This window comes from Streptomyces sp. NPDC088400 (genome assembly GCF_044753355.1).
In the GTDB taxonomy this organism is placed as follows: domain Bacteria; phylum Actinomycetota; class Actinomycetes; order Streptomycetales; family Streptomycetaceae; genus Streptomyces.
Genome location: NZ_JBIVMZ010000004.1, coordinates 156,331 through 170,467, shown reverse-complemented (window position 1 = coordinate 170,467; position 14,137 = coordinate 156,331). Strand labels below are relative to the sequence as shown.

Sequence of the window (14,137 nt, the reverse complement as noted above, 5' to 3'; positions counted from 1 at the left end):
GGTGGGCGGTTACGCCCGCGCCTCCACCAGGCCGGTCAGCCGGCGGTCGGTGACCGAGCGGGCGGCCTGGACCTCGTACGTACCGGGGACGAACGACCAGGCGCCCGACTCCTCGTCCCAGATCTCGAACGCCCGGCGCCGGAGCGGGATCCGCACCTCGACGCTCTCGCCCGGTCCTGCCTCGACCGGAGCGAAGCCGGCCAGCCAGCGCGCCGGGCGTTCCGGGGTGTCCGGGCCCTGGCCGGGCACCGGTGCCAGGTAGATCTGGACGACCTCACGGCCCGTGCGTGTGCCGGTGTTGCGCAGGCGGACCCGGGCGTCGGCCGGGGTCGCCGCGAGCGTCTCGTACTCCCAGTCGGTGTAGCCGAAGCCGTGGCCGAAGGGGTACGCGGGGGTCGTCCCCGCCCGTTCCCAGGCGCGGTAGCCGATGAACACGCCCTCGGTGTAGTGGAGTTCGCCGTCCGCCGGGGTGGTCGCCGAGACCGGTGCGTCCGCCAGGGCGACCGGCCAGGTGGTGGGCAGCCGGCCGCCGGGCTCCGCCGCGCCCAGCAGGACATCGGCGAGGGCCGCGCCGCCCTCCTGTCCCGGGAACCAGCTGAGCAGGATCGCGGCCACGTCCTCACGCCACGGCAGCTCCACCGGGGAGCCGGTGTTGACGACCACCACGGTGTCCGGGTTGACGGCGGCGACGGCTCGTACGAGATCGTCCTGACGGCCCGGCAGCTTCAGGTTCACGCGGTCGAAGCCCTCGGACTCGACGCGTTCGGTGGTGGCGACCACGACGACCGCCGTGTCCGCCGCGCGGGCGGCCTCGACGGCCTCCGCGATCAGTTCGTCGGGGTCGTGGCGCGGGCCGAGGTGGAGGAGGGAGAAGGCGACGGCCTGGATCGGGGCGTCCGGGATCTTGTGAACGGTGTGCAGAAGCGAGATCTCGACCTCCTCGCCCTCGGTCAGCTCGACGCGGGCGCGCTCCACCGGGCCGCCGAAGAACGCCTCGAACGGGTCGGAGGCCAGGCCGGGTTCCTGCGTACCGTCGAAGACGGCGTCGCCTCCGATGGCGAGGGAGAAACCGCCCAGGCCACGGGTGCCGAAGGCGTGCTCGCCGCTCTCCCGGGGGACGAACCGGCCCGTCAGCTCGACGGTGTGCAGTGCCTCGTGGGTGACTCCCTCGGGGATGTCGGCGCCGGCCCACTGCACCCGGCCGCCGGGGACGGTGGAGGTGCCGAGCACCCGCCCGTCGGCCGCGCGGCAGATGGCGGTCAGCTCGAATCCCTTGTCGGCGTCGGCGAGTTCGTCGTTGGGGTCGGCGCCGACGGAGTAGGTCAGGGCGCCCTCGGGCAGGGCCCGGGTGAGCCCGTCGAGCGGGGAGACGATGTGGTCGGGGAAGACCACGGCCGAGCCGCCGCCGAGGACCCGGGCGTCGCGGGCGGCGGCCCCGATGAGCGCGATGGTGCCGGTCCGGCCGGACGCCCCGTCCGGGGTGATCGGGAGAGCCCGGCGCCCGTCGCCGGACTCGCCTCGTACCTCGTTGCGTACGAGGACGAAGGAACGGCGCGCGACCTCGCGGGCCAGGGCCTCGCCGTCGAGGGGCGCGGGGAGTTCGGTGACGGCCGGCGGGGCGCCGTCCAGGATGCCGACGCGGGCGGCGAGCCGCAGCACACGCCGTACGGCGTCGTCGATGGCGGGCTCCGCCACCTCACCGGCCCCGACGGCGGCGACGAGGGCCTCTCCGTACACCGTCCTCGGTCCCGGCATCGCGACATCGAGACCGCCGAGGAGGGCGCCGACGGTGGAGCGGGCGGCCAGCCAGTCGGAGACGATGTAGCCGTCGAAGCCCCATTCACCGCGCAGGACTTCGTTCTGGAGGTAGCGGTGTTCGGTCATGGTCGAGCCGTTGACCTGGTTGTACGCGGCCATGATGCCCCAGGGGCGGGCGTGGGCGACGATGGCCTCGAAGGGCGCGAGATACAGCTCGCGCAGGGGGCGCGGGGAGACGATGTTGTCGACGGTGAAGCGGTCGGTCTCGGCGTCGTTGGCGACGAAGTGCTTGACGGTGGTGCCGACTCCGCCGTCCTGGACACCGCGGACATAGCCGGTGCCGATCTCGCCGGTGAGGTACGGGTCTTCGCTGTACGCCTCGAAGTGGCGCCCGCCGAGCGGCGATCGGTGCAGATTGACGGTCGGCGCCAGCAGTACGTGCACGCCCTTGCGGCGGGCCTCCTGCGCGAGCAGCCGCCCGGCCCGGCGGGCCAGCTCCGGGTCCCAAGTGGCGGCGAGCGCGGTCGGCGAGGGCAGGGCGACGGACGGGTCGTCGGCGGTCCAGCGGATCCCGCGGACACCGATGGGGCCGTCGGACATCACCAGGGAGGCCAGCCCGATCTCGGGGAGCCCCGGCAGGGACCACATGTCCTGGCCGGCCAACAGCCGTGCCTTGGCGTCCAGATCGAGCTTGCCGAGCGCCGCCTCGACGACGGCTTCGCGTGCCTGGTCGGCCCGGGTGGTGGATGCGCCTGTCACGGATGCCACGGACGTACCTCCTCGTCGATGTGTGCTGAATGGTTACATGACGATCCGCGAATCTGTAGCTCTCCTTCCAGGCCAAGGAGCACCGGGACGCAGTGGCGGATGCCAGGTTCCGGACGGCCATGGTCAACCGCCTGGCCGGGAAGCGATACTTCCGCCACCGACGGAAGGACTCCCATGAGACTCACGCGCCCCACGGAGCGAATAGGCGTACGGACGCGGGCACAGGCTCGGACACGGCTGCGCGTACAGCTGCGCGTACGGCCTGACCTGCTCGGACTCGTCCTGCTCACGTCCGCCGCCCTCACTCTCGCCGCTCCGCCACCGCTCGCCGCCGCGGCGGCTCAGGAGTCCCCCGGCACACGGGCGTTCACCGTCGAGGAGCAGCGTCTCGACCAGGACGTGCCGCGGGAGATCCTGCGGCGCAGCGGTTTCGACGGCGTGGCGCCGGACTTCGTACGGTCGTTGCACGGCGCGCGGTCGTACGCGCAGGCCGAGCGGGCCGTCGCGCGGCAGGGCGAGCGGCTGTGGCAGCGGGCCGTGGACCGCGCGCAGGGGCGAGGGAGCGCGCACGGCGATCTGAGCCGGGACGACGACCGGCCGCTGTACTGGGCGCGGCTCGGGATGACCCGTGAACTGCGCCAGTGGCAGCCGGAGTTCACCTTGTCCGAGGCGGCGCGGGCGCGGCTGCTGGGGAAGCTGGAGCGTTCGTCGCGCGGCCAGGACTCCCTGGCGTTCCCGTCGGGGAAGGGCGACGCGGGCGTCAAGCGGATCGTCGTGACCGGATTCGACCCGTTCACGCTGGACCGCGACATCCGGATCAGCAATCCCTCCGGGGCGACGGCGCTGGCCCTGGACGGCGCGGTCATCAGCACCGCCGACGGGCCCGCCCGTATCCAGACCGCCGTCTTCCCGGTGCGCTGGCAGGACTTCGCGGACGGCACGGTCGAACGCGCCCTGCGCGTACCGCTGTCGCGCGCCGACCTGTTCACGACGGTCAGCCAGGGCCGCGTCGGCCGGATCGACGTCGAGCGCTTCAACGGCGCCTGGCGCGGCGGGTTCGGGGACAACGAGAACGTCTCGGAGACCGGGCTCGTGCCGGTGACCGACCCCGCCTCGCAGCCGCAGTGGACGACGACCAGCCTGCCGTACCGCGCGATCGTGGCGGCGGACACCGGCCGGTTCCCGGTGTACGACAACACGTCGGTGACGGAGGTCCCGGCGGGCGGGACCGGTCCGGTGGTACGGCCCGACGGTCCGACGGCCGGGTCCGCGGCCCGCGCCGGGGGCGGCGGGGACTATCTGTCCAACGAGATCGCCTACCGGGCGACGCTGCTGCGGGACCGGCTGGGCCGGGACATCCCGGGCGGCCATGTGCACACGCCCGTACTGGAATTCGGGGCGGGGAACACGGACCCGGCGACGGGCTCCGTGACCGATCCGGAGTTCGTGCGGAACCGGCTGGACATCATCGCGCAGCTGAAGTCGATCGTCACGGTGGCGGCGGACGCGTCCTGAGAGTCGCCGGAGGACTCGCCGCACATGAGTCCGCCGCCGGATCCGGGACGGTACGGCCTCGGATCCGGCGGCGGTGACGTTTGACTGTGGGCTATCGGCTACTTGTCGAGGGTGAGCGGTACGGCGGACTGCCGCGCGCCCTGCCCGGCGCCCTCGGCGTCCTCCGGCCGCGCCGTCAGCTCGCGCGCCATCAGCGTCGCTCCCGCCACCGCGCCCGGCATCAGGAAGACCGCCACGAACGGAATCAGGAAGGCGAGCGTCAGCGGTACGCCGAAGCCGAGCGTGAGCATGCGACGGCCCCGGAGCAGGCCGAGGCGTTCCTTCAGCTCGATGCCGCGCCGTTGGAGCGCCACCGCCGTCAGCTCCTCCGCCAGGAAGAAGCCGGAGACACAGAAACCGAGCACGGGGACGGCCGTCTGACCGACGACCGGAATGAAACCGAGCGCGAAGAGCAGGATGCCGTACAGCGCCACCCGCACCAGGATCCGCAGGCTGTCCCGGGCGGAGATCCACAGGTCGCGCCAGAACGACAGGCCCGACTCGGGGACTTCGCCGCCCTGCGTACGGTCGACCTCCTCCGAGAGCGACTCGTAGAAGGGCTGGCCGACGAGGAGTGTCACGGCGGTGAAGGTGACCACCGCGAGGAACAGTCCGAGCGCGAAGAGCAGCGCGGTGAGGGAGCCCCGGAAGAGACCGACCCAGGGCGAGGACCAGTCGTCGGCGAAGGGGGTCGCCCAGGCCGTGAAGTCGTCGGCGCCGTACCACAGGCCGACGAGCGCGCCCGTGTACAACACCAGTGTCACCAGACCGGGCAGCAGCCCGAATCCGAACCACCGACCGTGGCCGGCGACCCATCGCTGGCCTTTCCACAGATAGCCGAAGCCTGCCCCGAGATCACGCATGCGGCTCACCCTACCGGCGGATCGGACGCCCTCTTGTTCTTCGAGGGCATAACAGGTAGACCCTGCCTAACGATCACCGTCGATCGCTTCAGATCAATTCAGGTCAACTCGGATCACTCTCCAGACCGTATCTGATCATCTTGGAGCGTTTCGGATCGTTCCAGCTCTCTCTGGATGATCACGGATCGCTTTGCCCACCCACGCGCCACCCACGCGCCACCCACCCTTTCTCGGAAGCCCGGAGGTACACACGTATGGGGATGCCCAGACCCGTCCTGCTCACCACCGCCGTCACAGCCGGCGCCCTGCTGCTCGCCCCGCTCCCCGCGACCCCCGCGACCGCCGTTCCCGGCCGCGACGCGCTCCGGCCGCATCCCGTACGGGAGAACGGCGCCCCCGACGCGGCCACCACCCTCGGCACGTCCGCGACCCGCACCACACCCACGACCGGGACGGCGGCCACCACCGCTCCCGCCCTCCGCAAGGACGGCGGCTATCCGCGTCGTACGGTCCTCACCCCGCCCCCGGCGAACCCCGCCGACAAGTCGATCAAGCTCGGCCTGACCCCGTACCACTCCCTCGCCCCCAGGCTCAACGCCCTCCAGAAGCTGGGCAACCGGGTCAGCGTGGAGGTGGCGGGCCGGTCCGCGGGCGGCCATGAGCTGTATCTGGTCACCGTCACGGCGCCCGAGAGCACGCGGGAGGCCCGCGAGCAGGACCGGATGCGCGAACTGATCGAGGACTCCCCCGCGGCCGCCGCGAAGGACCGTCGTATCAAGTCCGCCTACAAGACACCGGTCTTCATCAACAACAACATCCACGGCAACGAGTGGGAGGGCACCGACGCCGCCCTGAAGCTCATCGAGGAACTCGCGAAGGCGAAGGACGGCCGGACCCGCGACCTGCTCGACAGGAACCGGATCTATCTCAATGTCACCGCCAACCCGGACGGCCGGATCGCCGGAACCCGCGCCAACTCCGAGGGCTTCGACCTGAACCGGGACTTCATCACCGCCTCGCAGCCCGAGGCGCGCGCGGTCCGGCAGATCGCCGTCGACAAGCAGCCCGCCGTGATGCTCGATCTCCACGGCTACGTCAACGGCACACTGATCGAGCCGACGACCCCGCCGCACGGCGAGAACTACGAATACGACCTGTTCCTCAAGAACAGCTACGCCAACGCCCTCGGTATGGAGAAGGCGGTGAACGACCTCGGCTACACGCCCGGCAAGGACGGCGTCGAGCCGCCCGTCATCCCCTTCCGCGACCAGCAGGAGGGCTGGGACGACTGGCCGCCGGTCTTCACCCCGCAGTACATGGCGTTCCAGGGCGCGGTCGCGTCGCACACCGTCGAGTTCCCGATGCGGGTCAACAACAGCGACTACGAGACGCTCCCGGTGCCGGAGCTGCGCCGGCGGTCCGCGATCAACACGGACATCGCGGGCGCGGTGATGCGCGCGACCCTCACCTACGCGCTCGGCCACCGCACGTCGGTGATCGCCGACCAGATCGAGACCTTCCGGCGGGGCGCGGCGGGCGAGGCCCAGCGGCCGGTGTCGGCGCAGACCGTGCCGGGCGTGCCGGGGATCGGCCCCGAGGACGTGTACACCACGGACTTCCCTCGCGCGTACGTGATCCCGGCCGGCGGCGGTCAGCGCTCCGCGACCGCGGCGGCCCGGCTGGTGGACCACCTGATCGCCAATGACGTACAGGTGCGGCGGGCGACCGCCGGCTTCCGGCTGGCGGGACGCTCCTATCCGGCGGGCTCGTACGTGGTCGACATGCACCAGGCCAAGCGCGGTATCGCCAATGTGATCCTGGCCGAGGGGCGCGACATCAGCGCGGACGTCTCCACGATGTACGACATCTCGGGGTGGAGCCTCGGGCTGCTGTGGGGCGCGAGCGTCGACAAGGTCCAGCGGGCCGACGGCGGGCTGCGTGTTCCGGGCCGTACCGTCCGGGCCGCCTCCCCCACCGGCTCCGTGGCGGGGGTGCCGGGCGGCGGCGCCCTGCGGCTGCGCCTGGACGACCCCGACGAGCTGGCCGCGCTCAACTCCCTGCTCGGGCAAGGGGTGAGGATACGGCGGGCGGCTGACGGTTCGGCGATCGTGCCGGGCTCGGCGCGCCGTCAGGCCGCGGTCCTGGCCGACCGTTACGGCGTGGCCTTCGCCGCGACGAAGGAGAAGGGAACCGGGGAGCTGCACCGTACGCGCGTCGCCGCCGCGGTGACGCCCGGGGAGCGGTTCGCGCTGCGCGAGATGGGCTTCGAGGTGCTGCCCGTGTCGACGGAGACACTGAACGCGGGCTTCGACTGGTCGACGGCGGATGTGCTGTACGTGTCCTCCGGCCTCCAGTACGACGGTCTGAACCCGGCCGCGCGCACGGCCCTGGACGGCTTCCTCAACGGAGGCGCGGACGGTGGCGGGGACGGTAACGGGCGTGTGGTGGCGCTCGGTTCGGCGGGAGCGGCCTTCAACACCGCCGCCGGTCTGCTCACGGCCGAGCCGGTCGCGGGCAACGGCGACGCCAACGGTGTGGTGCGGGTGACCAACGCCGGTGGCCCGGTCACCGGCGGCGCCCCGGCGCACTCCTTCGTCTACTCGCCGCTCTGGTTCACGGGCCTCGGCGACGAGGTGCGCGTCGACCAGTCGTACGGCACCGGCAACCCGCTGGTCTCGGGCCACTGGCGCGCGGCTCAGAACGGTACGGGCGGCCCCACGGACGCGGCGGGCAAGGCGTCGGTCGTCAGCGGTACGGCGGCGAAGGGCACGCGGGTCGTGCTGTTCGGCACGGAACCGCTGTTCCGGGACCACCCGAAGGGTCTGTTCCCGCAGGTCGGCCGCGCGCTGCTGGGCGCGGCGGGCTGATCTGATCACGTACGACGTCAGGGGTGTTCTTCGGCAGGGAAGAACACCCCTGACGCTCTGCCGAAACGAACCGATCTGGTTTGTCAGGCCGGCTTCAACTGCCACTGCTGGCACGTGTTGTTCAGCCAGGGCCACTGCCGTACGTCCGCCCCGTCCGCCGTGGAGCAGTCGGCGACGTCCGCGACCTTGCCGCTGCGCGCGCCCACGATCCGTACCCAGCCGCCCTGATCGGTGACGACGAGGCGGAACGCCTGGCAGATGTTGTTCAGCCAGGACCACTGCCGCAGATCGGCGCCGTCGGCGACGGAACAGTCCGCCGTGTCCAGCACCTTGCCGCTCGCGACGTTGACCAGACGGCTGGTGTCGTTGCCGAGATCGTCGACGCGCCAGCGCTGGTGGGTACCGCCGTCGCAGGTCCACTGGAGGACATTGGCGCCGTCCGCGCCCGAACCGCCTTCCACCTCAAGGCACTTGCCGCTGTTCCGGTTCACCAAGGTGTACGCGGTCGGAGTGGCCGCGCTCTCACCGGCGGGCCCGGCGAGGGTGGTGCCGAGCGCGACCGGGCTGCCGAGGTTCGGTGTGCCGTCCGCGTTCCAGGTGAACTTCTGGGCACGGGTGGTGCGGCCGTTGTCACAGCCGTCGCCCGCCGCGTCGTTGGCGTGGTAGACGATCCAGCTCTCGGCCCCGTCGGGCGAGTTGAAGAACCCGTTGTGGCCGGGTCCGTACACTCCCGCCGCGTCATTGCGGCTGAAGACCGGCGTGGACTTCTTCGTCCAGGAGGACGCGCTCAGCGGGTTGGTCCCGGTGTACGCCAGCTGCCCGAGCTTGTAGTCGGCGGTCCAGCAGCCGCTCGCCGAGTAGACGATGAACGTCTTCCCGCCGCGTTGCAGGACCTCCGGCCCCTCGTTGACCGAGCCGCCCGACTTCTCCCAGCCGTACGTCGGCGTGGAGATGGTCGAGAAGGCGCCGCTCGGGGTGTACGGGTTGCTCATCGGGGCAATGACCAGGTTCTGCGTACCGCCCCCGCTCGCGCTGCCCAGCAGGTAGAGGCTTCCGTTCAGCGTCAGCAGGCTGGCGTCCAGCATCCAGGCGCTGCCCAGCTGGTTCCTGTACTTGTACGGGCCCATGGGGTCGGAGCCCGCGCTCTCCAGCACATGCACGCGCTGCGTGGGGTTGTAGTCCACGATGCCCTGGCCCGCCACGTAGTAGAGGTACCAGTGACCGTTCCAGAAGTGGATCTCGGGCGCCCACATGTTGCAGCAGCGCGAGGCGGTGGAGTCGGCCCACACCTGCACACTCGGCGCGGTCGCGAGCCCGGCCAGGGTGGGTGACTTGCGCATGGTGAGCTCGGACGTCCAGGACGTCGTGACCAGGTAGTAGTTGCCGTCGTAGTACTGGATCCAGGGGTCTGCGCCCTTCTGGGACTTGACGGGATTGGTGTACGGACGGCCCTCGGCGGCACCGGCCGGCTGGGCGACGAAGGCGGCGAGCAGCAGGGCCAGCAGGAAGGCCAGCGAACGGTTGCCCCTGCGGGTACGAGGGCGGAGGCGGGTGCCGCTACGGCTACGGGTGCGAGTCATGGCTACACCCCGTCAGTACGCCGTAGGCCAACCGCCGGACCAGCTCAGCAGATTGACGCCAAGCTTGGGTGTGCCGTTGTCCTGGCCGTCGTAGTAGTGGTAGACGAGCAGGTCACCGTCGCTGTCCGGCATGATCGACTGCCCGCCGGGCCCGATGTAACGGCCATGGCTCTCCAGTACGAGCGAGCCGCCGTTGTTCATCATGTTCACGCCGTTCTTGTCGACGTAGGGTCCGGTGACACTGGTGGCCCGGCCGACCTTGATCTTGTACGTGGAGCCGGCACCGGCGCAGCAGGTGTCGTACGAGGCGAACAGGTAGTAGTACCCGTTGCGTTTGACCACGACCGGCGCCTCGACCGCCTTGGTCCCCGTGGGGCGTGAGGCGAGGCTGCGGCGGGCGGTGTCCCCCGCGTACTGCTTGCCGGTCGACGGATCGATCCGGATCATCTTGATGCCGGTCCACCAGGAGCCGAAGGACAGCCACCACGTGCCGTCGTCGTCCACGAAGAGGTTGGGGTCGATGGCGTTGTAGTCGCTCGTGGAGCTGGACGTGTAGACGATGCCCTGGTCGGTCCAGCTGCCGGCCTGCCCGGTGGCCGAGGTCGCCAGCCCGATCGCGGAGGTGCTGGAGCCGAAGGACGAAACGGCGTAGTACATCAGGTACTTGCCGCCCCGGTACGAGATGTCGGGTGCCCACGGGTCCTTGGCCGAGGAGTAGGTGGACCACCAGCTCGGCAGGGTGGTGAAGGCCGAGCGGTTCCGGCTGAAGGCGATCCGGTCGGTGGAGGTGCGGGCCTGGAGGCCGTCCCCGGTGGAGTAGAGCAGGTACTGGCCGGACGAGGTGCGGAGCATCGTCGGGTCGTGGACGACGATGTCGCCGGTGACCCGGCCCGGGTTGGGGTAGGCCGAGGCACTGCTCGGGACCAGGGCGAGGAGAAGGGCGGCGGGCAGGGCGACGAGCGTGGTTCTGCGAGAGGTGCGGCTCACGCGAAGTCTCCTTACGGCGTGGGGAGGCAGGGGGGACCGTTCGGAATATCGAACTGCGATCGCGACTTCGAACGGGAAGCTAGAGTCGAAGCGCTTGCGCGTCAATGCTTCGCCCGGAATTGGAGGCCGGGCGCGGTGGGGGCGGCCCCTCGCACGACGTGACGGGCGGCGCGTGGGGCGCCGCCCGTCACCGGGTCGGAGGTCAGGGGGCTGGGTCAGAGCTCAGGGGGCTGGGATCACGCCAGCCGGATCACATTCCAGGAGAGCGGCTCCAGCGTCGCCTTCAGCGTCCCGTCGGTGAGTGTCGCGCCCTCGCCCGGGTGCGGGGCGACCCTGTTCCGGTCCTCCAGGGTGTTCCTGGCGTCCGGATCGGCGTCGGCGAGCACGCTGTGCTCGACCAGGGTCGTCAGTTCCAGGCCGGACAGCAGCACCTCCAGCGGCAGCGACTCGGTCAGTCCGCGGTTGACCGCGAAGACGGTGACCGTACCGTCGTCGGCCCGTACGGCGGTGGCGTGCAGCAGGTCCGTCTCGCCGAACTTCTTCGTCTTGTGCGTCGGCGAGTCGACCCGTACGTCCAGCACCGTCCCCCGCCCGTACCGCGAAGCCTGGGCGAAGGGGAAGAAGGTGGTCTGCCGCCAGGCCGCGCCGCCCGGCTCGGTCATGATCGGTGCGATGACATTGACCAGTTGCGCGAGGCACGCCACCGTCACCCGGTCCGCGTGCCGGAGCAGGGCGATCAGCAAGGTGCCGAACACGACGGCGTCCGTCACCGAGTAGACGTCCTCCAGGATGCGGGGAGCCTCCTGCCACTCCTCGACCTCGTGCGGATTCGGCCGGTCCATGTACCAGACGTTCCACTCGTCGAACGAGAGGTTGATCTTCTTGTCGGACTTCAGCTTGGCCCCGACATGGTCACAGGTCACGACGACCTTCTCGATGAAGGACTCCATGTCCACCGCCGAGGCCAGGAAGGAGTCCCGGTCGCCGTCCTGCTCCCAGTAATAGGCGTGCAGGGAGACGTAGTCCACCAGGTCGTACGTCTCGGTGAGGACGGTCGCCTCCCACGCGGCGAAGGTGTCCATCCCCGCGCCGGAGGACCCGCAGGCGACCAGCTCGACGCTCGGGTCGATCTGCCGCATCGCCCGCGCGGTCTCGGCCGCGAGCCGCCCGTACTCCTCCGCCGTCTTGTGGCCGGTCTGCCAGGGCCCGTCCATCTCGTTGCCGAGACACCACAGCTTGATGCCGTACGGGTCCTTGTCGCCGTGCGCCCTGCGGCGCTCGGAGAGTTCGGTCCCCGACGGGTGGTTGGCGTACTCCTGGAGTCCGATGGCCTCGGCCACGCCGCGCGTACCGAGGTTGACGGCCATCATCGGCTCGGCCTCCGGGCCGGCCTTGCGTACGAAGTCGATGAACTCGGCGAGTCCGAAACGGTTGGACTCGGTGGTCTTCCAGGCCAGATCGAGGCGGCGCGGCCGCTCGTCCGCCGGGCCGACGCCGTCCTCCCAGCGGTAGCCGGACACGAAGTTGCCGCCGGGGTAGCGGATGGCGGTCGGGCCGAGTTCACGGATCAGGTCGAGTACGTCCGTACGGAGCCCCGCGTCGTCGGCGGACGGGTGGCCGGGCTCGTGCACACCGGTGTAGACGCAGCGGCCGAGATGTTCGACGAACGAGCCGAAGAGACGTGGGTTCACCTCACCGACGGTGAAGTCGGGGTGCAGGGTGAAGCGTGCGGTTCGGGTCATGATTCCTCAACTCGGTAGGACACAGGCAGGACATCGAGGGGACCTTGGCGGGACAACGGCGGCGGGACAACGACGACATGGGACATCCGCGCACGAATCGCGGAAGCGCTTCGACTCACTGACCCGCCAGGCCGGTATGGGCCACGCCACTGACGATCTGACGCTGGAAGAAGACGAAGACGACGACCAGCGGAAGCCCCGCCATCAGACCGCCCGCCATCAGCTGCGCCCACTGGATGCCGTAGGAGTTCATGACGGTGGCGATGCCGTTCGGCATGGTCATCAGGTCGGGGTTGTTGGTCACCATGTACGGCCACAGGAAGTTGTTCCACGAGGCGATGAACGTGAAGATGCCGACCGCCGAGAGCGAGGGCCGTGAGAGCGGCAGCACGATGGTGAAGAAGACCCGCCAGCGCCCGGCGCCGTCGATGAACGCGGCCTCCTCCAGCTCGCGCGGGATCGACTGGAAGAACTTGTAGAGGATGTAGACCATCGCCGCCGGCGCGCACTGCGGCAGGATCATGCCCCAGTACGTGTCGACCATTCCCATCGACTGCACGGTGGCGAACAGCGGTACGCCCAGTACCGCCGGCGACACCATCAGACCGGCCATGACGAGGGTCATCAGCGCGCTCTTGCCACGGAACTCGGTGCGGGCGAAACCGTAGCCCGCCAACGCGCCGACCAGCATCACGATGAAGGTGACACAGACCGAGACGACGACTGAGTTGACGAACCAGTTGGGGATGTTGCCGGTCTCGAAGATGCCCTCCCAGGCCTGGGTCGTCCATACCTTCGGCAGCCACCGCACCGGGACGGCGACGGCCTCGGTCTCCGACTTGAACGAGGTGAACACCGCCCACAGCAGCGGCGCCGTCCAGATCGCGGAGACGACGACACCGGCCGCCGTGAGCACGATCTGGCCACCGGTCCACTTCCTGCGGACCGCCGGAGCTTTCGGGGCCGTCGGGGCCTTCGGGTCCTTCGAGGCCTTCGGGTCCTTCGAGGCCTTCGGGTCCTTCGAGCTTGTCCGGGAGAACACCGTGTCGGCGGTCATCGCACACCCTCCTCACGCTTGCGCAGCAGCCACATCCGTCCCAGGGCGACGACCGCGATGATCACAAAGAAGATGATGGAGATCGCCGAGGCGTAACCGACGCGATAGCTGGTGAACCCCTCCTCCAGCGTGTACTGGACGAAGGTGCGGGTGCTCTCCTCGGGCCCCGGGCCGAAGTCGTACATCACGACGACCTGGTCGAAGACCTGGAGCGAGGCGAGCACTTGAAGGGTGATGACGAGTCCGGTGATGGTGCGCAGCATCGGCAGGGTGATGCGCACCATGCGGTGCCAGGCGTTCGCGCCGTCGAGCTCCGCGGCCTCGTACAGGTGCCGCGGAATGCTCTGCAGCGCCGCCAGGTAGAGCAGGAAGCTGAAGCCGACCGTCCACCACAGGGTGGCGATGACGACGGCGATCATGGCGGTGGACTTCTGGGTGAGCCAGGGGGTCTCGATGCCGAGGACATGGTTGACCATGCCCGTGCCCGGGTTGAACAGCCACTGCCACAGATTGCCGATGACGGCCGACGGCAGGAGGAACGGGGCGAAGAAGCACAGCCGCCACAGCCACTTGGCGCGCTCGATGTGGTGCGCGAGCATCGCCATCAGGAAGGCGAGGACGACGATGCAGGGCACCACGAGGAGCGTGAAGTACGCGCTGTGGCCGAGCGATTGCCACACCAGCGGGTCGCCGAACGCCTCGCGGTAGTTGTCGAGGCCCACGAAGCGGGTCCCGACGCCGGAGATGTTGGCGTCGGTGAAGCTCAGGACCAGCCCGCGGACCACGGGCAGCAGGACGAAGAGCGCGAACAACACCAGGAACGGCGCGACGAACCAGCCGCCGTGCTGCATCACCCGCCCCAGCCGGGCGCGCACGGTCCCGTCACCGGCGGCGCGGTCGGGACGTACGGCCTCCGCGGTCGGGACCGGGGTCTCGGCGGTCGTCGCGGACATCGCATGCG

At 70.2% G+C, this 14,137-nt stretch carries 9 protein-coding genes; 2 read left to right on the top strand and 7 right to left on the bottom strand.

The features are described from left to right. Nucleotides 1–9 precede the first annotated feature (9 nt). Nucleotides 10–2,517, bottom strand: coding sequence for a glycoside hydrolase family 3 protein (locus ACIQD6_RS12025; RefSeq protein WP_401881705.1), 2,508 nt, complete (start codon nt 2,515–2,517; stop codon nt 10–12). 183 nt (nt 2,518–2,700) lie between these two features. Between ACIQD6_RS12025 and ACIQD6_RS12020 the strand changes: the two genes are divergently transcribed. Continuing rightward, nucleotides 2,701–4,041, top strand: coding sequence for a pyroglutamyl peptidase (locus ACIQD6_RS12020; RefSeq protein WP_401881052.1), 1,341 nt, complete (start codon nt 2,701–2,703; stop codon nt 4,039–4,041). Between the two features lie 98 nt (nt 4,042–4,139). Here ACIQD6_RS12020 and ACIQD6_RS12015 read toward each other — a convergent pair whose 3' ends face one another. After that, complete coding sequence (locus ACIQD6_RS12015) at nt 4,140–4,943, bottom strand: EI24 domain-containing protein (RefSeq protein WP_401881050.1); 804 nt, start codon at nt 4,941–4,943, stop codon at nt 4,140–4,142. Between the two features lie 254 nt (nt 4,944–5,197). Between ACIQD6_RS12015 and ACIQD6_RS12010 the strand changes: the two genes are divergently transcribed. Beyond that, nucleotides 5,198–7,810 carry a M14 family zinc carboxypeptidase gene (locus ACIQD6_RS12010; protein WP_401881048.1) on the top strand — a complete coding sequence of 871 codons (2,613 nt, stop codon included), beginning with the start codon at nt 5,198–5,200 and terminating at the stop codon, nt 7,808–7,810. 83 nt (nt 7,811–7,893) lie between these two features. Here the strand turns inward: ACIQD6_RS12010 and ACIQD6_RS12005 are convergent, their stop codons facing one another. The 5 genes from ACIQD6_RS12005 to ACIQD6_RS11985 all read right to left on the bottom strand — a co-directional run bounded on the left by ACIQD6_RS12005 (nt 7,894) and on the right by ACIQD6_RS11985 (nt 14,129). Then, on the bottom strand, nt 7,894–9,390 hold the full coding sequence (locus ACIQD6_RS12005; protein WP_401881046.1) for a family 43 glycosylhydrolase: 1,497 nt from the start codon (nt 9,388–9,390) through the stop codon (nt 7,894–7,896). A gap of 12 nt (nt 9,391–9,402) precedes the next feature. After that, entirely contained in the window at nt 9,403–10,377 is a 975-nt protein-coding gene (locus tag ACIQD6_RS12000) for an arabinan endo-1,5-alpha-L-arabinosidase (protein WP_401881044.1), read from the bottom strand. A gap of 236 nt (nt 10,378–10,613) precedes the next feature. Then, the gene (locus ACIQD6_RS11995; protein ID WP_401881042.1) at nt 10,614–12,119 is read right to left on the bottom strand and encodes an alpha-N-arabinofuranosidase; all 1,506 of its coding nucleotides are present in this window, start codon (nt 12,117–12,119) and stop codon (nt 10,614–10,616) included. Between the two features lie 115 nt (nt 12,120–12,234). Beyond that, a complete protein-coding gene (locus ACIQD6_RS11990) occupies nt 12,235–13,176 on the bottom strand; it encodes a carbohydrate ABC transporter permease (RefSeq protein ID WP_401881040.1) in 942 nt (313 codons plus the stop codon). Continuing rightward, nucleotides 13,173–14,129: a carbohydrate ABC transporter permease gene (locus ACIQD6_RS11985; RefSeq protein WP_401881704.1), complete on the bottom strand. Its 957-nt coding sequence runs from the start codon at nt 14,127–14,129 to the stop codon at nt 13,173–13,175. Before ACIQD6_RS11985 ends, ACIQD6_RS11990 begins: the two co-directional genes overlap by 4 nt. Between the last annotated feature and the right edge of the window lie 8 nt (nt 14,130–14,137).

Coding starts and splice junctions, on each gene's coding strand:
- ACIQD6_RS12020 (WP_401881052.1), top strand. CDS start 2,701: ATGAGACTCACGCGCCCCACGGAGCGAATAGGCGTACGGACGCGGGCA.
- ACIQD6_RS12015 (WP_401881050.1), bottom strand. CDS start 4,943: ATGCGTGATCTCGGGGCAGGCTTCGGCTATCTGTGGAAAGGCCAGCGA.
- ACIQD6_RS12010 (WP_401881048.1), top strand. CDS start 5,198: ATGGGGATGCCCAGACCCGTCCTGCTCACCACCGCCGTCACAGCCGGC.
- ACIQD6_RS12005 (WP_401881046.1), bottom strand. CDS start 9,390: ATGACTCGCACCCGTAGCCGTAGCGGCACCCGCCTCCGCCCTCGTACC.
- ACIQD6_RS11995 (WP_401881042.1), bottom strand. CDS start 12,119: ATGACCCGAACCGCACGCTTCACCCTGCACCCCGACTTCACCGTCGGT.
- ACIQD6_RS11990 (WP_401881040.1), bottom strand. CDS start 13,176: ATGACCGCCGACACGGTGTTCTCCCGGACAAGCTCGAAGGACCCGAAG.
- ACIQD6_RS11985 (WP_401881704.1), bottom strand. CDS start 14,129: ATGTCCGCGACGACCGCCGAGACCCCGGTCCCGACCGCGGAGGCCGTA.